Below are 25942 nucleotides of genomic sequence, written 5' to 3'. Positions count from 1 at the left end.
TCTTCGCCGTCCCAATCGACCACCACGGTGTCGATCAGGCTATGCAGTTCCTCGCTGGCGCGCCCCGATACATCCTCATCGGACAAGGTATCCGCGAGTTCGTCAATATGAGCTCGGTAAATCTCCGGCAGATCTTCGGGTAACTCGACCGGCTCTGGTGCCTCTGTCGCACGTCTCGCGCGTGCCTCGGACAGCTCTGCATCCACCTTGCTGAGCTGCGCGATGACCGGCGGGGAATAGTCTCCGTCCTCCACCGCCTTCATCACGCTCGCATGCCTGCCTTCCAACTGGCGAATGCTTTGATCCTGGATCCGCAACATATCATTGCGTTCTTTCTCCTCGGCTTTCCTGACCGCCAGATATCTCTCCCGAAAATTTGCATAGGCCTCGTCCTGCATCAGCCCGGTCTTGAGGCCCGACAGGATCGAGGTCGCTGAGGTGCTCCCCATTCTTTGGACAGGATCTGGCGCTTTTTAAGCTCTGATCTGCTCCTGCTGATCGGGTTGCGTTGCTTTGACCTTCAGCGAGCAGACCACCGCCGGTGGTCGTCCGCCAAGTGCTTTGTGCGGGCGGCGGTGATTGTAGAATTCCATCCATTTCCGGACACCGGCCTGGGCCTGAGATCCGGTCTCCCAAGCGTGCAGGTAAACACACTCGTATTTCAGGGTGCGCCACAGGCGTTCGATGAAGATGTTGTCCAGATAGCGGCCCTTGCCGTCCATCGAGATGCGGATGCCGGACCGGCGCAGGCAGTCTGTCCAAGCGGAGGATGTGAACTGACATCCCTGGTCACTATTCATGATGTCGGGCGGTCCGAACCGATAGATCGCCTCGTTCAGCGCCTCGACGCAGAAGTCGGCGTCCAGCGTGTTCGAGATCCGCCACGACAGAACCATCCGGGTATGCCCGTCCATGATGGCCACCAGATAGAGAAACCCGCGGCGCATCCGTTGCCCGGCAGGCGATTGCGAAGCAATCTGCCGAGAGGGGGCAGATAGGTGATGTCTACGCACCAGACCTGATTTGACCTATCCACACGCAGCCCGCGCAGCAGGTAGGGATAGGTCTTGTGCCCCATCGCCGGCTTGCCCCCCTCTCGCACATGCTATGCATGTGCTGCCGGGCAGGGGGTGTTGGGCTTCTGGTAGATCGGCATCAACCCCATCAGGCGCATGAGCCGACGGATGCGCTTCTCGTTCACCGCGTGGCCCTCGTTGCGCAGGTGCCAGGTCATCCGCTGCCCGGCAGGGCATTGCGTAGCAATGTCCCGAGAGGGTGCCGGACACCGAAGAAGGGCGTCTCCAGAAACTGCACGTCGATCAGCCGCATCAGCGCGAGATTCTGCTCAGTCTCACCCCGCGGCATGTAGTATAACGATGACCGAGGGATCGACAGCAGCGCGCACTGCTGACCGATCGACAGGTCCGGATGGTCACGCTCGACCATGCCGCGCCTCACTTCCCCGCCCCAAGGCTTGAGCTTTCTTTCCAAAAAAGAGTTGGCCACCGCCAGCGCTCCGATCTTGGCATGCAGGTCCCTGACCAGATCTTCATCTATGACCGGGGCATTGCGGCTACCGCGTTCAAAGACACCGGACGCGCCATCCAGCAGCGCCCGTTTCCATTGGTTGATCATCGTCAGATGCACGCCGAACCGGCTCGCCAGCCAGACACAGTATCTTCGCCTTTCAGCGCCTCAAGCGCCACCTTCGCCTTGAACTCAGGGGGCGTGTTGTTTTCGTTTTGATATCTTCGATCTGCTTCGTGACGAAGATCAACAGACAGCAAATCGGAGCTTGCGTCAGTGTCCAGTTTTCGGGGGCCACTCCAGATTTCGAACGCAGCGCGGACAAGTATGCGCAAAGCGCGGGGTCATTTGAATGGACGGATGTGCAACTGGTTGCCGCCGATCCCGTCAAGGGACAAGGTGTCGCCCGACGCGACCAGCTGATGATTTCAAGATTGGTGACATTCTGTGCGATTTCGAAAAGCGGCTGGATCTCGTGTCCGCCTATTTTGTTCCCGGCAAGGCAGGCACGGAGTATTTCGCGTCACTCGCCGAGACCGGCAAGGACGTCCGCATTTTGACGAATGCTCTCAACGCGACCGATGTGGTGATGGTTCATGTAGGATACTCAAAATACCGTCGCGAGCTGCTGGAGGCCGGTGTCGATCTTTACGAACTCAAGCTGCGCGGTAACATGACGCCTGAAACCGAGATGCAGATCAAGCCGCTGGGCCTGTCCGGGGCCAGGTTGCACGCCAAAACCCTGCAGTCGATGACAGCCGCATTTTCATAGGTTCGTTCAACTTTGCCCCCCGCTCTGCGAAGTTCAACTGCGAGATGGGGTTCCTGATCGAAAGCCCGGCATTGGTCACCAGGGTAAGCGCGTCCTTTGAAGGCCCGCTCGCGACGATCAGCTATCGGCCCGAATTGCCCCCCGAAGCAAGATGGTCTGGCAAGAAGCGTTGCCCGCAGGGAAAGGCCTGACCTATCAGGAAGAGCCGGGCGCGACGTGGTTCCAGCAGATCACGTTGGCGATCATGGGCATGCTTCCGATTGAATGGCTTCCATAACGATTGGTGAACGGTCTGAGCAGAGGAGAACTGCATTGGGGAACTGGGCTTTTTGTCTGGTGGCGGGCCTGCTGTCGCTGATCGGCGGTGTGGTAGCGCTGTTGACCCTTCTGAGCTTCCCTTTCTCCGCGGCCGCTGTGCTGGGCATTTATCTGCCGATAGAGTTAATATCCAACGGCATTTCGGTGAGCATACTTGCACTGGCCCGCAGGTCCGATGCCGCCGCCCAAACAAGAAATTCGCCATGAAAAATTGGTATCTCAAGCTGCTTTTCGGACTTGTTTGGATAGGTGCGGGTATTTTCGCCCTCTTCAATCCTTTTTCTGCGGCTGTCACGGCGATGACCCTCGCGGGTTGGGCGCTGCTTGTCGTCGGCATGTTGCAGGCATATTCGGCTCGGAAGTCGCAGGGGTTCAGTATCCGGCTCGGCGCCGGCATTACGGCGGCGGCTGCCCTGTTCATGGGCTTGCTCCTGTTGTTGGGGCCATTCGGCGATGGCACGTTTCTGCGACTTTCACTTGTCGTGCTGTTGCTGGTATCGGGTGCCGCCAAGCTGTGGTCGACCTACCGGATGCGCGTGAACAAGCGTCGTTTGCGTTGTTCGCGACCGGCGCGGCATCTCTTGTGTTAGGACTGATCGTTCTCTCGGGTTTTCCCGCGTTCCTCGCTGCCAACGTCGGTCTGATACTGGGGGTCGAGTTGTTGGCGAACGGCGCTTTTCTGGTGGTTCTGTCGCTCGAACAGCGCAAGAAGACATCCATTAAATGACAAAACCGAAAGGCCCCGCCGTCGCGTTGCGGCGTTATCGCATGTGACCGGAGCCAACACGGCCCAGCAACCTGGCTTTCTATATCAGACGCACCCTGGCCGCTGATTTTTGGGGCTGCCAAGGCAAAGTCGCGGGGGGTTTAGGTTCAGCCTAACCAATGCTGCGAGATTCCATAGTTTTCGGCTGCGCGCCCTTCACCTAGGTTTTCGGTAACGCCCACATACGGGTAAAATGCTGTTGCAACTTATGAAGGGGTCTCAGAAATGCCCGTGGAAAAAACTGATACGCTGGTTGTCGGGGGCGGACAGGCTGGCATCGCCGCAAGCGAGCATCTGGGCAATCTCGGAGTTCCGCATCTGGTGCTGGAAAAAAACCGCACCGCCGAAGCATGGCGCACAGGTCGCTGGGACAATCTGGTGGCGAATGGTCCCGCATGGCATGATCGCTTTCCGAATTTGGAATTCGAAGGCGCAGAACCTGATGAATTCGTCACCAAGGACCGCTTTGCGCAGTATTTGGTCGACTATGCCGCGATGATCAAAGCGCCAATCCGTGAAGGCGTTGAAGTGACCGAGGCAAAACGGCTTGAGGGTGAAGGCGGCTTTCTGGTGAAAACCAACAAGGGCGATATCGTAGCCCGCCGAATTGTCGCGGCGACGGGGGCGTTCCAGCATCCGGTCATTCCTCCAATCGTGCCTGAAACGGAAGACATCACTCAGATCCATTCATTCCATTACAAGAACCCCGACCAACTGCCTGACGGGGCCGTCATCGTCGTTGGGGCGGGATCATCCGGCGCGCAAATCGCGGACGAATTGAACCGGGCGGGCCGCCGGGTGTTCCTGTCCGTAGGCCCGCACGATCGCCCCCCGCGCCGCTACCGTGGGCGTGACAATGTGTGGTGGTTGGGCGTTCTGGGGCTGTGGGACATGTCCGCACCGGCACCGGGCACAGAGCATGTGACCATTTCGGTCAGCGGGGCGCACGGTGGGCGCACCATGGATTTTCGTCGTTTGGGCGGCGAAGGCGTGATCTTGACCGGTCTGACAAGCGGCTACAAGGATGGCATGTTGAGCTTTGCTGATGATCTTCAGAAAAACGTGGCCGCAGGAGATGCAAACTACGCTGAAGTCCTTGATATGGCGGATGCCTATGTGGCGCGGACAGGCATCGACCTGCCCGAAGAGCCCGAAGCGCGCGAGATGTTCCCCGATCCCGATAGCCTGACCAACCCGATCCGGTCGATCAATCTCGAGGAAGAAGGCATTACGACGATCATTTGGGCGACAGGCTTTCGGCAGGATTTCAACTGGCTCAAGGTTGATGGCTTTGATGCAAAAGGGGCGCCGATCCACTCGCGCGGGCTATCGATTGAACCGGATGTGTATTTCCTTGGCCTGCCGTGGCAATCGCGGCGCGGTTCGTCGTTCCTTTGGGGGGTGTGGCATGATGCGAAACACATCGCCGACCAGATCGCCATCCAGCGTGCGTATCAGCAATACGACGGTCAGGCGGCCGTCGTGCAGACCGCAGCAGAATAATCGAGGATCCCGAAATGACCCATACCCGTATCCGCAAATTCAACACGTCGGACACCTATCCCGAGCAGAACCTTGACAATGATCTATGTCAGGCCGTGGTCACGCAGGGCGGCAAGACCGTCTGGCTGCGCGGCCAGTGTCCACAAAACCTTGATGATGCCAAGAACATCGACAGCCACGATCCGGTCGAGCAAACCCACAAGGTCATGCAGAACATCCAGCAGCTGATCGAGGAGGCCGGCGGGCAGATGGAACATCTGGTCAAGGTCGTGGTCTACATCACCGATGTGCGCCACCGCGAGGCGGTGTATCGCACGATGGGTCAATACATCAAAGGGGTGCATCCGGTTTCGACCGGCCTTGTGGTGCAGGCATTGGCACGGCCTGATTGGCTGGTGGAAATCGACGGCACGGCGGTGATCCCGCAATGACCTTTTCACTTGTAGCCCGTTGCCCCGACACTGGAATGTTCGGTGTTGCCATTTCATCGTCATCCCCTGCGGTCGCAGCGCGCTGTTCCTATGCGCGCGCCGGAGTTGGGGCCGTTGCCTCGCAGAACGTCACCGATCCCTCGCTGGGACCGTTGACGCTCGACTTGATGGAGAGCGGTCTGAGCGCCGGGGACGCGGTTGCGCAGATGCGCGCGCAGGCCAGGTTCATTCATTATCGTCAGGTTCTCGCGGTGGATGCAAAGGGCGGCACGGCAATCCATTCGGGGCCGAACTCTCTTGGTATCTGGACCGATGCGTGCGCCGAAAACGTAGCGTCTGGTGGCAACCTTCTGGCCAACGATGCTGTTCCGCAAGCCATTGTTGACGGCTATTTGTCCGCGAGTGGCCATATCGGGGACCGTCTGATTTCTGCCATGCGTGCAGGGCTCGCCGCAGGTGGCGAAGCGGGTCCGATCCATTCGGCAGGCATGAAGATTGTCGACAAGGTCAGCTGGCCCCTTGCCGATCTGCGCTGCGACTGGACGACCGACTGCCCGATCGAAAATATCGCGACCGCGTGGAACATCTACAAACCGCAGATGGACGCCTACATCCAGCGCGCTCTGGACCCGCGTGAGGCGCCGTCCTACGGCGTGCCCGGCGACCAATAAAACAAAGGAAAACCGATGCTGGGTTACACCCATCAGGACTGGATTGCCCGGGCGGCCAAGCTGGACATTCGCAATCAGGCATTTATCGACGGAAAATTCGTCGATGCCGTGTCAGGCAAAACATTTGACAGCATCAACCCCGCCACGGGGGCCGTGATCGCGCGTGTCGCGGAATGTGATGTGGCGGATATCGATCTTGCGGTTTCCGCGGGGCGTCGTGCGTTCAATGATGGCCGCTGGTCCCTTATGGCACCGGGGGACCGCAAGACCGTTCTGTTGAGGCTGGCGGACCTGATCCGCGCCAATCTCGATGAAATGGCGTTGCTGGACAGTCTGGATATGGGCAAGACGATTACGGATGCGACAACGGTAGACGCCCCCGGATCAGCGCATTTCTTTCAATGGTATGCCGAAGCCATCGACAAGATCTACGACGAGGTCGCCCCCACCGGTCCGGGTGATCTGGCGCTGATCAAGCGCGTGCCGTTGGGCGTTGTCGGAGCCGTTGTGCCGTGGAATTTCCCGTTGGACATGGCCACATGGAAATCTGCTGCGGCGTTGGCGGCGGGCAATTCGGTCGTCCTGAAACCGGCCGAGCAATCGCCGCTGTCCGCGCTGCGTCTGGCGGAATTGGCGAGCGAGGCGGGCTTGCCCGATGGCGTGATGAACGTCGTGCCAGGATATGGCGCTACTGCGGGCAAGGCGCTTGGTATGCACATGGATGTGGATTGTCTGGCCTTTACCGGGTCGACGGCCACGGGGAAGCTGTTCATGCAGTATTCGGGGCAATCAAACCTCAAACAGGTCTGGCCCGAAACTGGCGGCAAAAGCCCCAATCTGGTGTTTGCCGATTGTGAAGACCTCGATGGCGCCGCTGACCAGGCCGCCTTTGGTATCTTCTTCAATCAGGGTGAGGTGTGTTCCGCCAATTCCCGGCTGTACGTGGAGCGCTCGATCAAGGATGCGCTTGTCGAAAAGCTGATCTCGCGTGCGCAGGACATGCAACCGGGTGATCCGCTGGATCCTGCGTCGAAATCCGGCGCGATTGTTGATGAAAAACAGACGCAGGGCATCATGGGTTTCGTCGAAGCAGGCAAGAACACCGCCGAGCTGGTCACAGGCGGTGCGCGGGTGCAGGTGGACGGCAAGGGCTGTTTCGTGCAACCGACGATTTTTTCGGATGTCAGCCATGGCGATCCGCTGGCACGCGACGAGATTTTCGGTCCTGTCCTGTCGATCATTCCGTTCGATTCAGAAGACCAGGCCGTCGCGATGGCGAACGACTCCATCTACGGGCTGGCGGCGTCAGTCTGGACTGACAACCTGTCGCGCGCGTGCCGTGTATCCGAACGCCTGAATGTCGGCACGGTGTCTGTGAACACGGTCGATGCGCTATCGGCCCAGACACCGTTCGGCGGCATGAAACAATCGGGCTTTGGCCGGGATCTGTCGCTGCATTCACTGGACAAATATACCGCCCTGAAAACCACATGGATCAAATACAAGACCTGAGGGTCAATCGCCAAGGAGAACATCATGCTCGACACCACGAACAAGCGCGATCCCCGTTACGACATTCTGTTCGAGCCGATGGCGATTGGTCCTGTTACGGCAAAGAACCGCTTTTATCAGGTGCCGCACTGCAACGGCGGCGGCTATCGCGATCCTTCTGCGGCAGCGGAGATGCGCGGGATCAAGTCCCAGGGCGGCTGGGGGGTGATCTTTACAGAGCAGTGCGAGATGCACCACACCTCCGAAATCACGCCCTTCATCGAATTGCGTCTGTGGGAAGACAAGGACATTCCGCAGCTGCGCCGCATGTCCGAAAAGATGAAGGAACACGGGGCGCTTGCCGGTATCCAGCTCGCCTATTCCGGCATCAATGGCCCCAATCTTTATACAAAGGAAGTGCCGCTGGCACCCTCGGCCCTGCCGATCCGCACGTTTACGAATGATCCGGTGCAGGCCCGCGCAATGTCAAAATCAGAAATCAAGGATCTGCGCCGATGGTTCGTAAACGCCGCGAAACGCTCCAGGGACGCGGGCTTCGATCTGATCTGCCTTTATGGTGCGCATGGCTTTGGTATCTTCCAGCACTTCTTGTCGCGTGCCACCAACCATCGCACCGATGAATATGGTGGCAGTCTGGAGAACCGGTCGCGATTTGCCCGCGAGGTGATCGCGGACATGCGCGATGCAGTGGGCGACACTATGGCGCTGACACTGCGGGTGTCGCTGGATGAATCCATTGGCGATCTGGGATTTTCCAATGCCGAGGTGCGCGACTTCATCGAGATGAACAAGGATCTGCCCGACCTCTGGGATCTGGCCCAGGGCACATGGGAGGATTGCTCTGGCCCGTCACGGTTCAAGGAAGAGGCTGCGCAGGAAACGCTGGTGCGCGGCATCCACGAGTTGACCGACAAACCCATCGTCGGCGTCGGCCGCTTCACCTCGCCTGATGTGATGGCCAAGATGATCCGCAATGGCACGCTGGATTTCATCGGCTGCGCGCGTCCGTCCATTGCTGATCCTTTCCTGCCCAAAAAGGTCGAGGAAGGCCGGATCGAGGACATCCGCGAATGTATTGGCTGCAACATCTGCATCACTGGCGACATGACCATGTCGATCAGCCGCTGCACCCAGAACCCCACCTTCATGGAGGAATGGCGCAAGGGCTGGCACCCGGAAAACATGAACGCCAAGGGCAAGAGCGAGAATGTGCTGATCGTTGGCGCGGGTCCTGCCGGACTTGAAGCGGCGCGCGCGCTGTCGGTGCGTGGATATGACGTGGCGATTGCCGAGGCCGGCACCGTTCTGGGCGGGCGGGTTGCGCGCGAACGGCATTTGCCGGGCCTGTCCGCATGGGGCCGCGTCGCCGACTATCGCGAGTATCAGATCAGTCAGAAACCGAATGTCGAGACGTATTTCGACAGCAAGCTGAGTGCCGAGGATATTCTGGAATTCGGGTTTCAGAACATCGCCATTGCGACAGGGGCCACTTGGCGGCGCGACGGTGTTTCGCGCCAGCATGTGGTGCCGATGCCAATCGCCGAGGGTGCCAAGATTTACACACCCGACGATCTGATGGATGGCACGGTGCCCGGTGGCAACGTGGTGATCTATGATGACGATCACTATTATATGGGCGGCGTTCTGGCTGAGCTTTTGGTCAAACACGGGGCCAAGGTAACGCTGATAACACCCTCTGCGTTTGTGTCGGACTGGACCAACAACACCCTGGAGCAGGCGACGATTCATAAGCGGTTGGCCGAAATGGGTGTTGAGATCGTGCTGAACCGTGGCGTGACCGAAATCGCGGCGGACCATGTGGTCAGCAATTGCGTCTATACGGACCAGATGCGCCAGTATTCCGCCGATGCCGTGGTCATGGTCGCATCACGGACCGGCAACGATGAGGTCTATCACGATCTGGTCGCACGGCAGGAGGAATGGGCCGATGCGGGAATCCTGTCGGTCAAGATCTTTGGCGATGCCGAGGCCGCAGGGCCTATTGCGTGGTCGACCTATGCCGGACACCGCTATGCGCGGGAGTTGGATGGTGAGGATATCGGTGATGAGTTGCCGTTCCGGCGCGAGATTACGGAACTGGCGGCAGAATGATCCCAGACGCCGCCACGCTGGACATTCTTGACCGGCTGATCGCCATGCCCACGATCAGCGCCGACAGCAATCTGGCGCTGATCGACTACGTTGAGGGGCTTTTGCACGGGGCAGGCTTTGACATCCGGAGGATACCGGCACCTGACGGTAACAAATGCGGGCTGGTTGCACGGATTGGCGGTGCAGGGGGCGGCGGTGTTTTGCTGTCGGCGCACAGTGATGTTGTGCCTGTCGAAGGGCAGGCGTGGACCCGCCCGCCCTTTGAACTGACCCGCGAGGACGACAAGTTCTTCGGACGCGGCACCACCGACATGAAGGGATTTCTGGCCTCGATGTTATCGTTGGCGCAACGCGCGGGAAAGACATCTCTGAGCAGTCCGTTGATGTTGTCGATTTCCTACGATGAAGAAGTCGGCTGTCAGGGGATTGGCAAGATGTTGCCTGACATTCAGCGACTTGGCTGGACACCGGACCTTTGCATCGTTGGTGAACCCACATCAATGAAGCCCGCCACCGGCCACAAGGGCAAGGCCGCATTGCGGGCAACCTGCCGGGGGATTGCCGGCCATTCTGCGCTGGCACCCCGTTATGTGAATGCGCTGCATCTGGCGGCGGATTTCATCGCCGCATTGCGCGAAATCCAAAGTGACTACGCCGCCTCGGACGTGCAGGACAGCGCCTACGACATTCCATATTCTACCGTTCATGCAGGTTTCATGCAGGGCGGCACCGTGCTGAACATCGTTCCCGAACATGCCGTCATCGAATTCGAGCTGCGCCATCTGCCACGTGATGACTTGCAGGCATTTCAAGATTGTCTGACACGGGCCTGCGCGCGTATCACCGCGCCTTACCACAAACGCAGTGCGGACATCGGCATCGACATCGACGTCACCAATACCTATCCGGGTCTGGAAATTGCCCCGGATGCCGCAGCGGTGCAGCGTGTCGCGCGGCTGAGTGGCTCGAACGATCTGACCAAGATCGCATTCGGCACTGAGGCGGGCTTTTTCGCGGGCCTTGGAATTCCGACGGTCGTTTGCGGACCCGGCAGCATGGAGGGGCAGGGACACAAGGCGGATGAATTCGTCAGTTCCGACCAACTTGCCGGATGTGACGCGATGATGGATCGCTTGCTCGCCCAGCTGCGCTCGTAGTTACGCAAGAGGTGATTTGACCCCCAATAGCTTGTGCGCCTGATTTTCGATCCAGCTTTGAGCGTGCGTCAGGAACGCCTTGTGCAATTGGGGGCGTTCCAACCCGGCCCCCATGAGTATGCCCATCTTCATGGGCCGCTTGTCTCCGGTGAGCGGCACGAAACGCAGCGGTTTTCCGTCAGGTGCCAGGTCGTTCAGCGGGCGCATGTTCACGATGGAGTAGCCGAACCCGTTGGCAACCAGACTGCGCATCACGGCCATATCGCGGGTGCGTTCGGCGATATTCGCCCGCAGACCGACATCCGCAAAGAACGACAGAAAATAGTCCGAACTGTGGGGCAGATCGAGCAGAACCATTGGGTGTGGTGCCAATTCATCCACCGAAATCGCGGGCAAATGCGCCAGTGGGTGGGTCTCGTGAAGCGCGATCAGGGGTGGCAATTCAAGGATCGGAAGAAACTTGAGATCCCGCGGCAAATCAAGGTCATAGGTTAACGCAAGGTCGATCTTGGCTTGGCGTTGCAAGCTGAACAGCCCTGACTGATCCGCCTCAATCTGGGTGATACGCACGTCATTGAATTGCTCTACAAAGCTATGCCTCAGGCCTGGTAGGACGACCTGCGCAAATGTGCTGAGACAGCCGATTGCAAGCGGGCCACGTACGCTGCCCGACAGATCACCGGCCAAATCGCGAAAGTTGCCAGCTTGTTGTAGGACGTATTTTGCATGATCCAACAGTTTTTGCCCCGCCGACGTGGGTGTCAGTCCCTGAGCGTGATGGCGCACAAACAGCTTGACGCCCAATTCCTGTTCGAGCTGGGATACCCCCGCCGAAATCGACGGTGACGATACGTTTACCTGCTGCGATGCCACTGCAATGCTGCCGGTCTCACCGACGGCGACAAAATACTCCAATTGTCTGAGCGTGTAGCGAAGCGGCATTGGAGTTCCGGTTTACAGTGCGCGACGTTGCCTTAATGTGTCGCGATCAAGTTTCAAACATATCGTCGGGATTTGCCAGAGATTTGCCGCGGCGTGGCGGTGTGGGATCAAGCCACCCGCCGGTCGATCCGGCGGGGTTTGCTCCCGGTCCGAGTGTCAGGGCGGTGGATTCCGGTGCAGCCAAACCGGCCGCATCTCTGACCAGCGCCATTGGCCCCTCCCAGTCAAAGTGATGATAGACCGAAGCCATCTGCGCATAGGTCGGCGATTGCCCGAACAATTGAAACGCCAACCGGTGCCCCGCGTAGTCCGAACTCACGAGATCGCGGGCAAACGCCATCAGCTTGCGGCGCTCCTCTGCGTTCCACTCATCATTCAGGGCATAATATTTCGTCAGCCAGGGTTCGGTTTCGGGGGCTTCGAACGCCGCCGCGCTCGGTGTCAGCGACAACTGCCCGCCACAAAGTTCGCGTGTTACATTCATCATATTGTGCAATTGCGTTGTGGCGTGGACCCGGCCGGCATAGAGCAAGGATTGGTTCGGCATCATCAGGCCTGCCGGTGATTTTTCACCCAGGGCAATCGCCGCTGTCAAATGTGCGTGGACCCCTTCACGCCATACGGCCAGCTTTACCAGCTTGTCGCGCACGCCCTGTTGTTCGTCCAGCCCTGTCTGGCGCACGTTCAAAAGGGCCGCGCCGATCATCATATCGCCGAATTTCTGAATGCGATGCACAAACGCAAAGGCGGAATAGCGGTGCAGCGTTGCGCGGATTAAGGTGGCCGCACGCGGCTGACGATGGAATAGCACGTTTTCCCACGGCACCAGCACGTCGTCGAACACGACCAGCGATTCAATCTCGTCGAATTTGTTGGATAAGGGATAATCACGCTCGGTACCCGGTCGCGCAAACCCGGAGCGGCAAATGAATTTCAGCCCCTTCGCGTTCAGATCACAAATGAACCCGATGGCATATTCGGGGGCCAGTTCATCGCCCCACACGGCGATATTGGGCTTGGTATAGGCGCGATCCGCATAGGCCGCACCGGTTTCGAATTTCGCACCGCGCACGATCACACCGGCGTCGGTTTCGCGCACGACTCGCAGCAGCATGTCGGGGTCTTGGTCTTGCGGCGGGCACGACCGGTCCCCCTTGGGGTCGGTGTTGGCCGAGACGTTGAACAGATCGTCATGCACCGCGGATTGGACAAGCCTGTCGATGTTGTCGGCAAATTGCGGGTCCAGATCGACCAGCGCATCGCGGCAATCGTAAAGCGACCAGAATTCGCCAGCGGTTTCGTCTCCGATGCGTGTGGCAATGCCGCCGATATTGCCCAGAATGCGATCCGTCGCGCGCCGCTTGGCCCACCAATCCGATTGCGAATAGGGCAGTGCGGCGGCGATGGTTGTTGTATGTCCTCTGACCGTGCTTGTCAGAACGTCGCGATGCGCAGAATCGTGCTGCATGTCGTAAAGATGCGCTCGCAAATCGACCAACGGCTGAAATGCGCGGTGTGTTGCGATATCGTGAACGCGCTCCCCGTCCATGTATATGTCGCGGTCCACCCGCAAGCTCTGGCGGTAATCGTCAGCTGTCCGGATCATGCCGGTCTCCTGCGCCTTGGACTTCTTTCGGGTGCAATGCTCGCATGGTTGCTGAAGAAGTCAAAAGAAGGCGTTTCATACGCAAGGCTTCGGTGGAGGCTAATCAACTCGGATATTCTTGCGCAATGCGTGTGAGGAAGAAGAAAAAGTTCAACTTGTCCTTGGTCCAGCGTCCGCAGACCCTGTTCGTATTAGTTTTTGTTTTCAAAGGTTTTCTAAACTTGGCTAATAGCAGTGTCTATCGTGCTTAGGGACTCCCTAAGCAGCAGTTCCGCAAGCACTCATTTACCGATGCCGGTCCGGTAACGTCTATTCGGTTCACCGGATCGGAAAAACGAACGACGTCGGCCGGATGCGGAGGGGACCAGATGGATCAACAAAACGCTGTCAGCGTCAAAGACGTTTCAAAGCACTTCGGGTCATACCAGGCTTTGAAGTCGGTTGACTTCCACATCCACGAGAACGAATTTTTCACGATGCTTGGCCCCTCAGGCTGCGGCAAGACCACCTTGCTACGCATGATGGCGGGTTTCGAGGTGCCTGATACGGGCAGTATCCTGCTTCACGATCGCGATATCGTGGACATTCCGCCGCACAAGCGCCGGGTAAACACGGTGTTTCAAAGCTATGCGCTGTTTCCGCACATGACGCTGGAACAGAATGTTGCTTTCGGTCTTGAAAATCTCGGCTGGGAGAAGGCGCGTATTCGGTCGCGTGTCGGTGAGATGCTCGAACGTGTGCATATGGACGCCTACGCCAAGCGCAAGCCGACACAGTTGTCAGGTGGCCAGCGCCAGCGTATCGCCTTGGCCCGTGCGCTGGCCCCCGAACCAGAAGTTCTGCTCCTGGATGAACCTCTCTCCGCGCTGGATCTGAAGCTGCGCCAGGCCATGCGCGACGAATTACGCACATTGCAGCGCGACACGGGTATCACCTTTGTGTTCGTGACGCACGATCAGGACGAAGCTCTAGATATGTCCGATCGGATCGCCGTTCTGGGCAGCGGCGAGATCCAGCAGATCGGCACGCCTTCGCAAATTTACGAGGAACCCAACAATCGCTTTGTCGCCGATTTTATCGGGGAAACCAACTTTCTCGACATCGACGTCCTTGAGTCGACCGAGACGACGACGACCGTGCGCACCCCTTTCGGCCAAGTCATCAAGGTGCCGTCCGCGACGCATGTGCCCGCCGGCAAGGCGACCCTGTCCATACGTCCTGAAAAGCTGAACCTTGGCGACCAGGTGCAAGGTATCGACTTCAAAGCCGAGGTTGTGAAAAAGCACTATCTGGGCGGCTACACGCACTACCTTTTGTCGGCGGCGGGCATTGAAATTCGCGCATCGCGGCGCAATGCCTCGCGTGAAGGCGACACAATTGCCGTGGGCAGCACAGTGCATGTGGGCTTTGTCGAAGGTTCTGCGAGGGTGTTGGCTGCATGAGCGACTTGACCGCAACTCATACCCCCGCAGGGACCAGGCAGCGTCGCCGTCAGGTCAATCTCCCTTATCTGGGATTGACGCCTTCATGGCTGCTGATGGGGTTCGCCCTGATCCTGCCGATCTTCATCATTGGGGCTGTCTCGGTCTCCGTCAGGGGGGCTTATGGGGGCTTTGATTGGGGGCTTGATCTATCCGGTTATCGCCAGATCTTCTTCAACGAAGGCTGGACCGGTGAAATGGAGTTCACGCCGCAATATGTGATCATCATCGCGCGCACGATCATGCTGGCTGTCGTCACCACCCTCTTGTGCCTGATCCTTTCGGTGCCTGTTGCCTATTTCATTGCCAGTCAACCCGCAAACCGCAAATCCATTCTGGTGTTTCTGGTGACGTTGCCGTTCTGGATGTCGATGATCCTGCGTGTTTACGCTTGGATGATCATCCTTGGCAAAGATGGCCCCCTACCGCGATTTTTGGGATTTTTTGGCGCACCCGAAGGTCTGACGTTGATGTACAACGACGGCGCTACGCTGGCGGCGATGGTTTATACCTATATCCCACTGATGGTTCTGCCGGTGTTCGCATCCATCGAAAAGCTGGACGGCACCCTGATCGAAGCCGCACACGATCTGTATGGCAACCGCTGGACGACCCTGCGTCGCGTGATCCTGCCGATGACGGCACCGGGCATCGCATCGGGTGCGATCCTTGTTTTCGTGCCTGCCCTCGGTGCCGTGCTTGAGCCGATCCTGATGGGCGGGGGCAAGCAGATGATGATGGGGTCGCTGATCCAGTTGCAATTTGGTGGCGGACGCAACTGGCCCTTTGGGGCAGCCATCGCGATGATGCTCATGGTGGTTGTCATGCTGGTCTTGATCGCGATCGCACTGCGCAATGCGCGCAAGGAGGTGGAGGCATGAGCAAGTATAATGACGTAAAGCACTATCCGGGCCTCAAGGCTCTCAGCGCCGTCTTCTTCGTTTATCTTTATGCGCCGCTGTTCGTGGTGATCCTGTATTCCTTCAACGCCAACCGTATCACCAGCGTCTGGAGCGGATTTTCTTTCAAATGGTATGGCTCGGCGCTGAACAACGACGCGCTGATGGCGTCGGTCAAGACTTCGTTGATTGTTGCAGGGATTGCGACGATGGTTGCGACGACCATCGCGCTTTTGGCGGCCCTGGCCATCATCCGGGGCAAGAAAGTGCGGTTCCGCAAGCTGTCCGAAACGATCGTGAACCTGCCCTTGCTTTTGCCGGAAATCGTGCTGGCGGTTGCGACGCTTATCCTGTTTTCTCTAATCGGATTGCAGAATGGAATGCTGAAGCTGGTGATCGCTCATTCGGCCTTTTGCACCCCATTCGCGTTTCTGCCGATCCGTGCGCGGCTTCAGGGCATGTCGCTGGATCTCGAAGAGGCCGCGACCGATCTTTATGCAACGCGCTGGACGGTCTTTCGTCGCGTAACGCTGCCGCTGATCTTTCCGGGCCTGTTTTCGGGGGCGATGCTGGCGTTCCTGATCTCGATGGACGACTTCATCACGTCCAACATGCTCAGCTCCGGCGGCACGACGACGCTGCCCGTCTACATTTTCTCACTGATCCGCGCAGGCACATCGCCCGAACTCAACGCGATCGCAACCATGCTGATCGTCGGATCGGTCATTCTGGCAACGGTCGCGCTGACGGTCGCGGCGCGCGGGCAGAACGACAGTACCCAACACTAACAACTGTTCAACAGGAGGAAACAATGAACAAACTTAATACTGCGACTGCGACTGCGACTGCGATTGCGCTGTGCATGGGATCGGCTGCAACGGCGGAAGGCACACTGAACCTGTATGTCTGGTCGGAATCCATCGCACCCGAACTGCTCACCAAATTTGCCGAAGAACATGACGTTCAGGTCAATGTGGATGGGTATACGTCCAACGAGGATTTGCTGACCAAATTGCAGGCGGGCGCATCCGGGTATGACATTGCCGTTCCATCGCACCATTTCCTTCGCATTATGATCGACGAAGGTCTGGTGCAGAATTTCGGTGCAAATGAACTGGAAGCCTATGAGAACATTCAGGAACGTTGGCGCAACCAGTGGTGGGACGAAGATCAGGCCTACTCGATCCCGCTGGCCTATGGCACGGCCGGTTTCGCCGTGAATACGGCTGAATATGATGGCCCGACCGACAGCATGAAATATTTCTTCGAGCCCGAAGGCGCATTGGCCGGGAACATCGCACTGTTGTCGTATCCTGATGAGGTCGTCGGCGCTGCGCAGCTTTATCTGGGCGTTCCGTTCTGTTCGGAAGATCCGGAAGAAATGAAACGGGTTCTGGATCTGCTCATGGCCCAGAAAGAGCACGTCGCGGCCTATTCTTCCGATAACATCGAAGGTCGTCTGAGCTCTGGTGAAGTCGCGACCCATTTCTGGTGGGACGGCGAAGTCGTACGCGCGATTGCTGAGGGTGCGCCGCTGGAATACGCGATGCCCAAAGAGGGGCTTGTCGGCTGGATCGACAGCATGGTCATACCCGTGGGCGCCCCGAATTACGACAATGCAATCAAGTTCATCGAATTCATGTCGACCCCTGAAAACGCGACCATCGAGATGAACCATTATGCACATTCGTCGCCGATGACCGTGATCGACTCTGACAAGAAATACACGCAAGAGAGTGCGCCGGCGCTGTATCCCACTGTTCCGGTCGAAATGTCGCGGACCTGTTCGCCAGCGGCACAGGACCTGGTGACACGGGTCTGGACCCAGTTGTTGCAATAATCAACCGCTGCGGGGGCTGTCGTGGCCCTCGCATCTTCGGGGGAGGGCGATATGAAGCACGCTGATCTTGTCATTTTGAACGCCAGAACGCGCCCGCTCTTCGCGCCCGACGGCACCACGGCGATCGCGGTCAGGGACGGGCAGATCATGGCGCTGGGACGCGATGACGAGATTGCCGAACTTGTTTGCTCCGCCACCCGCGTCATAGCGGCGAATGGCCGCGAGTTGATGCCGGGCTTTATTGAAAGCCATCTGCATTTGTTCATGGGCGGGGCGACGCTGTCGATGTTGAACTTGTCGGATGTCTTTGGCTTCGACGCGGTCGACGCGGCGTTCGAAAAATTCGGAAACGCGAACCCCGGCGATGACCTTTTGTCGGGTTTTTCCACGAATTACACTGTTTTTGGCGGCGACCTGCGCCCGGACCGGCACATGCTGGACAAGATCGACAGCGCCCGCCCGATTTGCATGATTGCCGTTGACCTGCACTGCGCATGGGCCAACACTCGCGCGCTGGAACTGGCGGGTATCCTGCACGGCGCTGAATTGGGCCACGGTTCGGAAATCGTGATGGGCGACGATGGGCTTGCCACGGGCGAGCTGCGCGAATTCGAGGCAATGTCCCTGATTCAGAAACTGTCAAAGCTGAAGGGTCGTGAAAGTCTTGACAATAAGGGCCTTGAAGCGGTCCCCGAAGATGCTCGCACCCATGACCGTGCTTTGATCCGGCAGGCGGGCGAATATTGCGCGCAGCACGGCATTACCACCGCCGTCAACATGGACGGCAACCCCTATCAGGCTGGCCTGATACGGGATCTGGCGCTGGCGGGCCTTATGCCTGTGCGGGTCAGCTTGCCGCTGAAACTGGATGAAAACGACGGCGCCAAAGGCGTTGCGCGGATTGATCTTTTTGGCGATGAAGTGCCAGACTGGCTGCACTTCAAGCGCATCAAGGTGTTTCTGGACGGGGTTTACGACACATGGACGGCGCTGACCGTCACCGATTACCCGGACCGCGCCGGTTTCAGATCCGAACCGCTGATGTCGCCCGAGGTTTTCAACGCCATTTGTATCGAATCTGACAAGCGCGGCTTGCAAATAGCGACGCACGCCGTGGGTGATGGGGCGGTGCGCGCCACGATCGACGGCTACGAGGCCGCAATGCGGGCCAACGGTCCGCGTGATGCGCGCCACCGCATCGAACATATCGACACGATCACGCCTGACGATCTGAGCCGGCTGAAACCGCTGGGCATTACCGCCTCGATGCAGCCGGTCCATCCGCCGGGATCGGCTGGATTGCCGCTGGAACCGACCACCACGATCATGGGACGCGCACGTTGGGACACGGCCTTTGCGTGGCGGATGATCCGTGACCGCGATGTGCCGCTGGCCTTTGGCACCGACTGGCCCGTCTCGCCGCTGTCGCCACTCTATGCGATCCATTGCGCACTGACCCGCACACCGTGGGACAGCGAAATGCCGGATCAGCGCATCAGCCTTGATGAGTGTTTGACAGCCTATACGACGGGCGGTGCCTATGCTGACTTTACGGAAAACCATCGCGGCGCGCTCAAGCAGGGCCTGGCCGCGGATTTGGTTCTGATTGATGGCAATCTCGACGGCCTGGCTGATGACGAAAAAGCCGCCAGTATCGCCATGACGATCTGCGCTGGGCGCATTACCTACCGATCCCCTGATGCAGAGCTTTGATTACATCATCATCGGTGCGGGGTCGGCGGGCTGCGTGCTGGCCAACCGTCTGTCGGCCACGCCTGAAAACCGCGTTCTGGTCATCGAGGCAGGTGGTGGGCAAAGCGACCCCCGCGTCAAGATACCTGCCGGAATTTTGGCAATGTATGGCCGCAAGCGGTTTGATTACGGCTATGTCGGCACGCCGCAGCCGGAACTGAACAACCGCCGTATTCCCGTCAACCGCGGTAAGATGCTGGGCGGATCCTCGTCGATGAACTCGATGCTCTACATCCGTGGGACCGCGCAGGATTACGATGACTGGCGCGATCTGGGGTGCGATGGATGGGGTTGGGATGACGTCCTGCCAGTGTTCAAAGACCTCGAGCGCAACATGATCGGGCAGGATCCCGCATTGCACGGAGCCACGGGCGAATTATACGTCAGTCGGCCGACCGACCCGAACCCGGTTTGCAATGCCTTCATCGCGGCGGGCGAAACGCTGCAATTACCCCGCAACACCGATTTCAATGGGCCGTCGCAGCTGGGACTTGGCGTCTATGACGTGACGCAAAGGAACGGTATCCGCTTTTCGTCCTACAACGCCTTCCTGGAACCCGTCCGGCACCGCAAGAACCTGACCATCTGGACGGGTGCGGATCTGCGGAAGCTGCGGGTCCAGGATGGGCGCGTGACAGGGATTGAGATCGCTCGGCAGGGCGCAGTGGAACGGATCGACTGTTCCGGCGAGGTTGTGCTGAGCGCCGGTGCCATCGGCACTCCGATGGCGCTGATGCAATCCGGGATTGGCCCTGCAGAAACCTTGAAACGCGCGGACATCGACATCGTGCATGACCTGCAAGGCGTCGGGCAAAACCTGCGCGACCATGTGGATGGGATGATCACCGTACGCAGCCGGTCTGCGCAAACTTTGGGACTATCGCTCGCCAATTGGCGGCGTCTGCTGGCCGCACCCTTTGCTTTTGCAGCGAAACGCAAGGGTGAGCTTTCGACCAACTATGTTGTCGCGGGCGGCTTCGCCAAAACCCCCTTGGCTGGTGATTTGCCCGATGTGCAATTTCACTTTGTCCCCGGCTACCGCAGCCATCGCGGCAAGTTGCTGGAGTGGGGTCATGGCTTTGCGGTGCATACCTGCGTGCTTCGCCCAAAGTCGGTTGGCGAAATTCGTATCATGCGCGAAGACAGTGAGTTGATACCACATATTGACCACCGCTTCTTTTCCGACAGTTTTGATGCACAGGTACTGGTCGAAGGGATCAAACTGGCGCGCCGGATTTTTGCGGCGGATGCAATGTCAGACCTGCATGGATGCGAGGTCCTGCCGGGACCAAACGTTCAGACCGATACCGAAATCTTGGCCTATCTTCGCGCCGAGGCGCTGACGGTCTATCACCCGGTTGGCACAGCGAAGATGGGACGAGACTGCATGTCTGTCGTCGATCCGGTGACGATGAAGGTTCACGGCTTTCGAAACCTCCGCGTGGCCGATGCCTCTGTGATGCCAACGTTGATCGGAGGCAATACCAATGCACCAGCGATGATGATCGGCGAAAAATGTGCGCGGGTTATGCAATGACTTCTCGAGAGAAACGGTAACCTTTCAGACGCGGTATGGAGGATGGCGTATTCATACCCAACGCCTAACCAAGCGCCACACTGCAAACAAGTTGGCAATCCCGCCAGAGCCTCCAATGCTCAAGCAGCTCTGATGTCGCATTTTATAGGATAACGGACACGCCTGATCCATCAGGATCAGAGCGATTCCCCACCATCAATGATCAGCGCCAATCCGGTGACGAACGCCGAGCGATCCGATGCGAGGTATAGGATACCCTCGGCGATCTCCTCGGTGCTGGCCCAGCGGCCCATCGGAATGGTATCCGCCACGTAGCTCTCCAGTTCTGCCCGCCCACCCATCTGCGTTTCGAATCCCAAGTTGAACGGCGTATCCACGAACCCCGGACAAAGCGCGTTGAAGCGGATCTTTTCGCGCGCGTAATCGGCGGCCATCTGCTTGACCATCGCAACGGCGGCATGCTTGGTCGTGGCATAGGACACCATACCGCGATCGAACTGGCAGCCTGAATTGGACGCCGTTATGATCACCGATCCACCGCCCTGCGCGCGCATGTGCGGGATAACCGCGCGCGAGGCGACAAAGTGAGCGCGCACGTTCAGCGCCCAAGCGTCATCCATCTGGGCCGGGGTCACATCCTCGGCCCTGCCCGGGATCTGGATGCCCGCGTGGCTGTGCAGCACGTCTATCCGGCCATGATCGCGCACGACGCGCGCTATCTGGGCCTCGACCGCCGTATCGTCGCGCATGTCCAGCGCGCAGGCTTCCCCGTGCCCGCTCGCGCCTTTGATCAGGGCCAGCGTCTCGTCAGCCAGGTCCTTCTGCAGATCGCTCACCACGACAAACGCGCCCGCGCGCGCCATGGCAATGGCACCGGCGCGCCCGATGCCCGAGCCGCCCGCGGTTACCAGTACTATACGGTCTTGCAACATTGCCGTCTCCTGCAGCCGAATTAGGGGCGCTTGCGCGCTTGGGACCGCCGCAACAGAAGCTGCGCTGCGATCAGAAGGGTAAGCGAGGCGATCATGATCATGGTGCCGATCGCGTTAATCTCGGGCGTCACGCCGCGGCGGATGGACGAAAAGATGTAGATTGGCAGCGTGGTCTCGGATCCGGCGACAAAGAAGGCGATGACAAAATCGTCAAAGCTGAAGGTGAATGCGAGCAGAAATCCCGCCAGGATCGCGGGCAGGATCTGGGGCAGCGTCACCTGCCGAAACGTACCGAAGGGCGTCGCCCCCAAGTCGTAGGATGCCTCGATCAACGCACTGTCCAGCGTCTCCATCCGGCCGCGCACCAGCAGAACGACCAGTGACATGGTGAACAATCCATGCGCCCCGATCAGGGACCCTGCGCCCAACGACAGCGACCAGCCCGTCATCGGCTCCAGCCAGGGGTTGATCAGGCCAAATACGCTGACCAGCGCGATCAGCGTGGCGATACCGATCACGATGCCGGGAATCATCACTGCGATCTGCACAAGCAGATCGAAGGTGGCGCGCAGCCGTCCGCGCATGCCCGTCAGCGCAAGGGCCGCCGCCGTGCCGACGAGTGTGGCCAACATCGCCGACACGAAGGCAACCCGCACTGACGTCCAGAGCGCCTCCATCACGAAGGGATTGTGCAACGCCCTGCCATACCATTGCAGCGAAAATCCCTGCATCGACGAGGCTGACCGCCCGGCAGAGAAAGAGAACAGCGCGATGATGCCGATAGGCATGTAAAGGAAGGCATAGACGGCGGCGGCATAAAATCTCATGGGTTTCTCACATTATACCGACATCGTCGCGGCCCGCGCTGAACCGTTTCACCGCGCGGGTATAAATGGCGACGGTGATCAGCATGATGACCACCAGCGCCACAGCGACCGCCGAGCCGAACGCCCAGTTGCGCGATTGCAGGAAAAGATCCACCAGCGCATTGCCCACAAAGAACACCTTGCCGCCGCCAAGGATCGCGGGGATCAGAAATTCGCCCATCAGCAGGATAAAGACCAGCATCGACCCGGTCAGCACCCCCGGCATCGAAAGCGGCAGCGTGATCTGCACGAAACTGCGCCAAGGCGGCGTGCCAAGATCGGCAGCGGCCTCAAGCAGGCCGAGATCCAGCTTTTCCAGCGCCACGTAGATCGGGAATACCATCAGCGGCAGATAGCCGTAGACGATGCCAACCAGCACTGCGAAAGGCGTGTTGAGCAGGCGTATATCCTCAAGCCCCAAGGCCCCCAGCAAGGCGGGCAGACCCTGCCCGCCCAGCAGGAAAATCCATGCGTAAGACCGGATCAGGATAGAGGTCCAGAACGGGACGATCACCAGCACCAGCAGCATCGTCTTCCATCTGGGCGTGACCTTGATCGCCAGGAAATAGGCCAGCGGATAGGCGATCAGCAGCGCCGCCAGCGTGCCCACCGGCGCAAGCGTCAGGGTGTTGCGAAACGCCGCGAACCGCGCCGGCAGGTTGGCGTATTGCTCCAGCGTGAAACCGGGGGCGTAGCCACCGATGGCGCTGCGCTCGCCAAAGGAAAAGATCAGGACGACGGCCAGTGGCAGCAGCAAAAGTGCCGCGTACCACAGCGCTGCCGGTGTTAGCAGCAGCGCCCGGGCCCGTCTTTGGGTCATGGCCAACGTCCGTCTCCCCTTCCTTGGCCGTCAGGCCGACTTGAAGCGCGCCATAAGTTCGGCGCGGTTCGGGTCGGTCAGCGTCACTGCCGCACCGAACTCAAGCGGATCAAGCGCCTCTGCGGCGGGATAGAGGATCGGATCGTTCAGCAGTTCCTCGGGCAGCAGCGCATTGGCGCGGCTATCGGCCACCGGATATCCGTGGGCCAGCGCCTCGCGGGCATTCACCTCGGGGTCCAGCAGATAGTTGATCAGCGCATAGGCTGCGTCCGTGTGCGGGGCGCCTTTGGGGATCGCGTAGTAGTCGGACCAGATTTCGCCGCCTTCCTTTCCAAGGGCAAAGCCGATTTCGGGCATGTCCACGTTCATCTGCTTGCCGTCGCCGGTCCAGCACATGGTCAGCCAGGCATCGCCGTTGCGCATCGCGGGCTGATAGTCCGACGAGATCGCGTAGAGATGCGGCTTCACGTCGATCAGCAGCTTTTCTGCCTGCGCCAATTCCTCGGGATCGACCGAGTTGAAACTGAACCCGTGATAAACCAGCGCGTTGCCGATCGTGGTCAGCTGGTAGTCATGCACCATGACACGATTGTCGAATTGATCGCGGGCGCCGTCGAAGAAGGTCTTCCAGCTGTCGACCACACCGCCGGTCTTGTCGCTGTTGAAGGCGATGCCGGTGGTGCCCCAATTCTTCGGCACCGCATAGACCGTGCCGTCAATCGTGCCCGCATCGGCGAACCGCTTGTCAAAGGCCGCTGCGTCAAAGTTCGGAATCTTCGACAGGTCCAGTGGTTCGATCAGGCCCGCCTGGACATAGGTCGGGATCGCATAGTTGGTCGGCACGAAAACGTCCCAGCCTGATCCACCTGCCTGAATCTTGGCCAGCATTTCCTCGTTCGAGCCAAAGACGTTGACCTGCGTGTAGGCCCCCGTCGTTTCGGTGAACATGTCGAAATTCGCGGCGTCGTGATAGTTCGGCCAGGTCGCCAGAACCACGCGGTCGCCGATGTCTTGCGCGCGGGCGCGGGTCGGCAGCAGCCCGGGCAGCGTACCGCCCATCACGGCCAACGCCGTGCCAAGGCCGGTAACGCCCAGGAAATGCCGGCGTGTGACCGAACCCTTCTGGTAGCGGCGCAACTCTTCCATGAATGCCGTGCGTGAAATCGGTGTGTTGTCGTTTTTCATCTTGGTTTTCCCTATTTGGACCGTTTCAGGATCAGTCAGATGTCGGCGGCAAGAACAAGCCCCGTTCCCGCCGGCCAGAGGACATGGACAAGCCCGCCCACATCATGCTCGCTCGAGGCTCTTCCGGCCTGTCTCGGAGCGTTGACCTGCAGTGGGCCAATGCCCTCGGCCATCAGCAGGTATTCGGTGCGATCTCCCAGGAAGGTGCGATGCGTGAGGCGCGCAGGGATCGCGGCCGTTTCTTCGGGAAGCGGCGCGCCCCGCGCCGCGATGCTCAGCGCCTCGGGGCGAACGGCGATCTCGGAAGTCTGGCGGGTGTCGGCAGGCAGGTCGCGCAGGATAACCGTTGTGCCGTTCCCCAGCACGGCCTGCGCCATCCCGCCCTGCCGCCCGCTGATCCGGGCCGCGACGATGTTCGCTTTGCCAACGAAATCAGCGACATAACGGCTGCGCGGGCGGTCATACAGCTCTTGCGGGCTGCCCACCTGCACGATGCGGCCTTTGCCCATAATGCAGATGCGGTCGGACATCGACAGCGCCTCTTCCTGGTCGTGGGTGACCAGCACGAAAGTAATGTTCAGGCTGCGTTGAAGCTCCAGCAGCTCGCGCTGCATTTCGCCGCGCAGCTTGGCATCAAGCGCTGCCATCGGTTCGTCCAGAAGCAGGATCTGCGGTTCGTTTATGATGGCGCGCGCCAGCGCGACCCGCTGTTGCTGACCGCCCGACAGCTCCCAGATGCGCCGCATGTCGAACTCGCCCAGCCGCACCGTGGCCAGCGCCTTGGCGACCTTCTGTGCGATATCGCTTTTGGCCATACGCGGGCGCAGCTGGCGCAGTCCGTAGCCGACATTCTGCGCAACTGTCATATGCGGGAACAGCGCATAGTGCTGAAAAACCATGTTTACCGGACGCATATGGGCGGGCACCGCGCTGACATCCTTGCCATCGATCAGGACCGCGCCCTCGGTCGGGCTTTCGAACCCGGCCAACATCCGCAGCGCCGTGGTCTTGCCGCAGCCCGATGGGCCTAGAAACGATAGAAACTCCCCTCGCCGAATGCGCAGATCAATGCGATCAGCGGCAAGTATCGCGCCAAAGCGCTTGGTGGCGCCGGTAAATTCCGCAACCGCATCTCCTGCGGAAACATCCGCACAGGCAGTTTCGGCCATTTGCAGATCCTGAATCATCGCGTTCCCCGCTCCGGCTCACCCGCTCGACATCGCGCATCATTTTTGCCTTGCGCGTCGGGGCATATGTCGTCAATCGTCCAAAACGATACAAAAACGCCTGATGGCTGTATATATCACAAAGGG

At 59.3% G+C, this 25942-nt stretch carries 24 protein-coding genes and 2 pseudogenes; 17 read left to right on the top strand and 9 right to left on the bottom strand.

Translation table 11 applies throughout. From position 1 onward, the window contains the following. Together ACEWPM_RS17610 and ACEWPM_RS17605 are read right to left on the bottom strand one after the other, a co-directional pair. A pseudogene (locus tag ACEWPM_RS17610) lies at positions 1-398 on the bottom strand (recombinase family protein); the annotation flags it as partial. A 75-nt stretch (positions 399-473) separates the two neighbouring features. Further along, positions 474-1446: pseudogene (locus ACEWPM_RS17605) on the bottom strand (IS3 family transposase); the annotation flags it as partial. Here ACEWPM_RS17605 and ACEWPM_RS17600 point away from each other — a divergent pair. The 11 genes from ACEWPM_RS17600 to argE all read left to right on the top strand — a co-directional run bounded on the left by ACEWPM_RS17600 (position 1429) and on the right by argE (position 10769). Beyond that, positions 1429-1746: a hypothetical protein gene (locus ACEWPM_RS17600; protein ID WP_393963931.1), complete on the top strand. Its 318-nt coding sequence runs from the start codon at positions 1429-1431 to the stop codon at positions 1744-1746. The pseudogene ACEWPM_RS17605 and the gene ACEWPM_RS17600 sit on opposite strands and share 18 nt — an antisense overlap. A 133-nt stretch (positions 1747-1879) precedes the next feature. Beyond that, the gene (locus ACEWPM_RS17595; RefSeq protein WP_393963932.1) at positions 1880-2299 is read left to right on the top strand and encodes a phospholipase D-like domain-containing protein; all 420 of its coding nucleotides are present in this window, start codon (positions 1880-1882) and stop codon (positions 2297-2299) included. After that, positions 2290-2490 carry a phospholipase D-like domain-containing protein gene (locus ACEWPM_RS17590; protein WP_420768042.1) on the top strand — a complete coding sequence of 67 codons (201 nt, stop codon included), beginning with the start codon at positions 2290-2292 and terminating at the stop codon, positions 2488-2490. Before ACEWPM_RS17595 ends, ACEWPM_RS17590 begins: the two co-directional genes overlap by 10 nt. Before the next feature lie 121 nt (positions 2491-2611). After that, the gene (locus ACEWPM_RS17585; RefSeq protein WP_393963933.1) at positions 2612-2824 is read left to right on the top strand and encodes a hypothetical protein; all 213 of its coding nucleotides are present in this window, start codon (positions 2612-2614) and stop codon (positions 2822-2824) included. Then, positions 2821-3207: a DUF308 domain-containing protein gene (locus ACEWPM_RS17580; protein WP_393963934.1), complete on the top strand. Its 387-nt coding sequence runs from the start codon at positions 2821-2823 to the stop codon at positions 3205-3207. Before ACEWPM_RS17585 ends, ACEWPM_RS17580 begins: the two co-directional genes overlap by 4 nt. A 401-nt stretch (positions 3208-3608) precedes the next feature. Then, positions 3609-4886 carry a flavin-containing monooxygenase gene (locus ACEWPM_RS17575; RefSeq protein ID WP_393963935.1) on the top strand — a complete coding sequence of 426 codons (1278 nt, stop codon included), beginning with the start codon at positions 3609-3611 and terminating at the stop codon, positions 4884-4886. A 14-nt stretch (positions 4887-4900) separates the two neighbouring features. Beyond that, positions 4901-5317, top strand: coding sequence for a RidA family protein (locus tag ACEWPM_RS17570; protein ID WP_393963936.1), 417 nt, complete (start codon positions 4901-4903; stop codon positions 5315-5317). Continuing rightward, positions 5314-5988 (top strand): DUF1028 domain-containing protein, encoded by a 675-nt coding sequence (locus ACEWPM_RS17565; RefSeq protein ID WP_393963937.1) that lies wholly within the window; start codon positions 5314-5316, stop codon positions 5986-5988. Before ACEWPM_RS17570 ends, ACEWPM_RS17565 begins: the two co-directional genes overlap by 4 nt. A 15-nt stretch (positions 5989-6003) precedes the next feature. Continuing rightward, positions 6004-7500: an aldehyde dehydrogenase gene (locus tag ACEWPM_RS17560; protein WP_393963938.1), complete on the top strand. Its 1497-nt coding sequence runs from the start codon at positions 6004-6006 to the stop codon at positions 7498-7500. 24 nt (positions 7501-7524) lie between these two features. Next, on the top strand, positions 7525-9612 hold the full coding sequence (locus tag ACEWPM_RS17555) for an oxidoreductase (RefSeq protein ID WP_393963939.1): 2088 nt from the start codon (positions 7525-7527) through the stop codon (positions 9610-9612). Beyond that, positions 9609-10769: an acetylornithine deacetylase gene (gene argE / locus ACEWPM_RS17550; protein ID WP_393963940.1), complete on the top strand. Its 1161-nt coding sequence runs from the start codon at positions 9609-9611 to the stop codon at positions 10767-10769. The genes ACEWPM_RS17555 and argE overlap by 4 nt, the downstream gene beginning before the upstream one ends. On the opposite strand, the gene ACEWPM_RS17545 is transcribed toward argE, so the two are convergent. Next, positions 10770-11711 (bottom strand): LysR substrate-binding domain-containing protein, encoded by a 942-nt coding sequence (locus ACEWPM_RS17545; protein WP_393963941.1) that lies wholly within the window; start codon positions 11709-11711, stop codon positions 10770-10772. A gap of 46 nt (positions 11712-11757) precedes the next feature. Next, on the bottom strand, positions 11758-13317 hold the full coding sequence (locus ACEWPM_RS17540) for a 4-hydroxyphenylacetate 3-hydroxylase family protein (protein WP_393963942.1): 1560 nt from the start codon (positions 13315-13317) through the stop codon (positions 11758-11760). 368 nt (positions 13318-13685) lie between these two features. On the opposite strand from ACEWPM_RS17540, the gene ACEWPM_RS17535 reads away from it, so the two are divergent. From ACEWPM_RS17535 to ACEWPM_RS17510, 6 genes are read left to right on the top strand one after another with little or no spacing between them, the layout of a single operon-like run. Then, positions 13686-14759 (top strand): ABC transporter ATP-binding protein, encoded by a 1074-nt coding sequence (locus tag ACEWPM_RS17535; protein ID WP_393963943.1) that lies wholly within the window; start codon positions 13686-13688, stop codon positions 14757-14759. Then, the gene (locus ACEWPM_RS17530; RefSeq protein ID WP_393963944.1) at positions 14756-15679 is read left to right on the top strand and encodes an ABC transporter permease; all 924 of its coding nucleotides are present in this window, start codon (positions 14756-14758) and stop codon (positions 15677-15679) included. The genes ACEWPM_RS17535 and ACEWPM_RS17530 overlap by 4 nt, the downstream gene beginning before the upstream one ends. Beyond that, a complete protein-coding gene (locus ACEWPM_RS17525; RefSeq protein ID WP_393963945.1) occupies positions 15676-16485 on the top strand; it encodes an ABC transporter permease in 810 nt (269 codons plus the stop codon). Before ACEWPM_RS17530 ends, ACEWPM_RS17525 begins: the two co-directional genes overlap by 4 nt. A gap of 23 nt (positions 16486-16508) precedes the next feature. Next, entirely contained in the window at positions 16509-17537 is a 1029-nt protein-coding gene (locus tag ACEWPM_RS17520; protein WP_393963946.1) for an extracellular solute-binding protein, read from the top strand. Between the two features lie 51 nt (positions 17538-17588). After that, positions 17589-19250, top strand: a complete 1662-nt coding sequence (locus ACEWPM_RS17515) for an amidohydrolase (protein ID WP_393963947.1) — start codon at positions 17589-17591, stop codon at positions 19248-19250. Next, entirely contained in the window at positions 19237-20826 is a 1590-nt protein-coding gene (locus tag ACEWPM_RS17510) for a GMC family oxidoreductase (protein WP_393963948.1), read from the top strand. Before ACEWPM_RS17515 ends, ACEWPM_RS17510 begins: the two co-directional genes overlap by 14 nt. Positions 20827-21002: 176 nt before the next feature. On the opposite strand, the gene ACEWPM_RS17505 is transcribed toward ACEWPM_RS17510, so the two are convergent. From ACEWPM_RS17505 to ACEWPM_RS17485, 5 genes are read right to left on the bottom strand one after another with little or no spacing between them, the layout of a single operon-like run. Then, complete coding sequence (locus tag ACEWPM_RS17505) at positions 21003-21758, bottom strand: SDR family NAD(P)-dependent oxidoreductase (RefSeq protein ID WP_393963949.1); 756 nt, start codon at positions 21756-21758, stop codon at positions 21003-21005. A 20-nt stretch (positions 21759-21778) separates the two neighbouring features. After that, a complete protein-coding gene (locus ACEWPM_RS17500) occupies positions 21779-22585 on the bottom strand; it encodes an ABC transporter permease (RefSeq protein WP_393963950.1) in 807 nt (268 codons plus the stop codon). Between the two features lie 7 nt (positions 22586-22592). Continuing rightward, positions 22593-23444, bottom strand: coding sequence for an ABC transporter permease (locus tag ACEWPM_RS17495; protein WP_393963951.1), 852 nt, complete (start codon positions 23442-23444; stop codon positions 22593-22595). 30 nt (positions 23445-23474) lie between these two features. After that, positions 23475-24629, bottom strand: a complete 1155-nt coding sequence (locus ACEWPM_RS17490; RefSeq protein ID WP_393963952.1) for an ABC transporter substrate-binding protein — start codon at positions 24627-24629, stop codon at positions 23475-23477. Between the two features lie 35 nt (positions 24630-24664). Further along, positions 24665-25798 carry an ABC transporter ATP-binding protein gene (locus ACEWPM_RS17485; protein ID WP_393963953.1) on the bottom strand — a complete coding sequence of 378 codons (1134 nt, stop codon included), beginning with the start codon at positions 25796-25798 and terminating at the stop codon, positions 24665-24667. Positions 25799-25942: the final 144 nt, after the last annotated feature.

The sequence above is a fragment of the Roseovarius maritimus genome, from assembly GCF_043355895.2.
GTDB classification, from domain to species: Bacteria; Pseudomonadota; Alphaproteobacteria; order Rhodobacterales; family Rhodobacteraceae; genus Roseovarius; species Roseovarius maritimus.
Note: the sequence above shows the minus strand (reverse complement) of the source record. Positions and strands in the feature narration are given on the sequence as shown.

Coding starts and splice junctions, on each gene's coding strand:
- ACEWPM_RS17600 (WP_393963931.1), top strand. CDS start 1,429: ATGGTCACGCTCGACCATGCCGCGCCTCACTTCCCCGCCCCAAGGCTT.
- ACEWPM_RS17595 (WP_393963932.1), top strand. CDS start 1,880: ATGGACGGATGTGCAACTGGTTGCCGCCGATCCCGTCAAGGGACAAGG.
- ACEWPM_RS17580 (WP_393963934.1), top strand. CDS start 2,821: ATGAAAAATTGGTATCTCAAGCTGCTTTTCGGACTTGTTTGGATAGGT.
- ACEWPM_RS17575 (WP_393963935.1), top strand. CDS start 3,609: ATGCCCGTGGAAAAAACTGATACGCTGGTTGTCGGGGGCGGACAGGCT.
- ACEWPM_RS17570 (WP_393963936.1), top strand. CDS start 4,901: ATGACCCATACCCGTATCCGCAAATTCAACACGTCGGACACCTATCCC.
- ACEWPM_RS17565 (WP_393963937.1), top strand. CDS start 5,314: ATGACCTTTTCACTTGTAGCCCGTTGCCCCGACACTGGAATGTTCGGT.
- ACEWPM_RS17560 (WP_393963938.1), top strand. CDS start 6,004: ATGCTGGGTTACACCCATCAGGACTGGATTGCCCGGGCGGCCAAGCTG.
- ACEWPM_RS17555 (WP_393963939.1), top strand. CDS start 7,525: ATGCTCGACACCACGAACAAGCGCGATCCCCGTTACGACATTCTGTTC.
- argE (WP_393963940.1), top strand. CDS start 9,609: ATGATCCCAGACGCCGCCACGCTGGACATTCTTGACCGGCTGATCGCC.
- ACEWPM_RS17545 (WP_393963941.1), bottom strand. CDS start 11,711: ATGCCGCTTCGCTACACGCTCAGACAATTGGAGTATTTTGTCGCCGTC.
- ACEWPM_RS17540 (WP_393963942.1), bottom strand. CDS start 13,317: ATGATCCGGACAGCTGACGATTACCGCCAGAGCTTGCGGGTGGACCGC.
- ACEWPM_RS17535 (WP_393963943.1), top strand. CDS start 13,686: ATGGATCAACAAAACGCTGTCAGCGTCAAAGACGTTTCAAAGCACTTC.
- ACEWPM_RS17530 (WP_393963944.1), top strand. CDS start 14,756: ATGAGCGACTTGACCGCAACTCATACCCCCGCAGGGACCAGGCAGCGT.
- ACEWPM_RS17525 (WP_393963945.1), top strand. CDS start 15,676: ATGAGCAAGTATAATGACGTAAAGCACTATCCGGGCCTCAAGGCTCTC.
- ACEWPM_RS17520 (WP_393963946.1), top strand. CDS start 16,509: ATGAACAAACTTAATACTGCGACTGCGACTGCGACTGCGATTGCGCTG.
- ACEWPM_RS17515 (WP_393963947.1), top strand. CDS start 17,589: ATGAAGCACGCTGATCTTGTCATTTTGAACGCCAGAACGCGCCCGCTC.
- ACEWPM_RS17510 (WP_393963948.1), top strand. CDS start 19,237: ATGCAGAGCTTTGATTACATCATCATCGGTGCGGGGTCGGCGGGCTGC.
- ACEWPM_RS17505 (WP_393963949.1), bottom strand. CDS start 21,758: ATGTTGCAAGACCGTATAGTACTGGTAACCGCGGGCGGCTCGGGCATC.
- ACEWPM_RS17500 (WP_393963950.1), bottom strand. CDS start 22,585: ATGAGATTTTATGCCGCCGCCGTCTATGCCTTCCTTTACATGCCTATC.
- ACEWPM_RS17495 (WP_393963951.1), bottom strand. CDS start 23,444: ATGACCCAAAGACGGGCCCGGGCGCTGCTGCTAACACCGGCAGCGCTG.
- ACEWPM_RS17490 (WP_393963952.1), bottom strand. CDS start 24,629: ATGAAAAACGACAACACACCGATTTCACGCACGGCATTCATGGAAGAG.
- ACEWPM_RS17485 (WP_393963953.1), bottom strand. CDS start 25,798: ATGGCCGAAACTGCCTGTGCGGATGTTTCCGCAGGAGATGCGGTTGCG.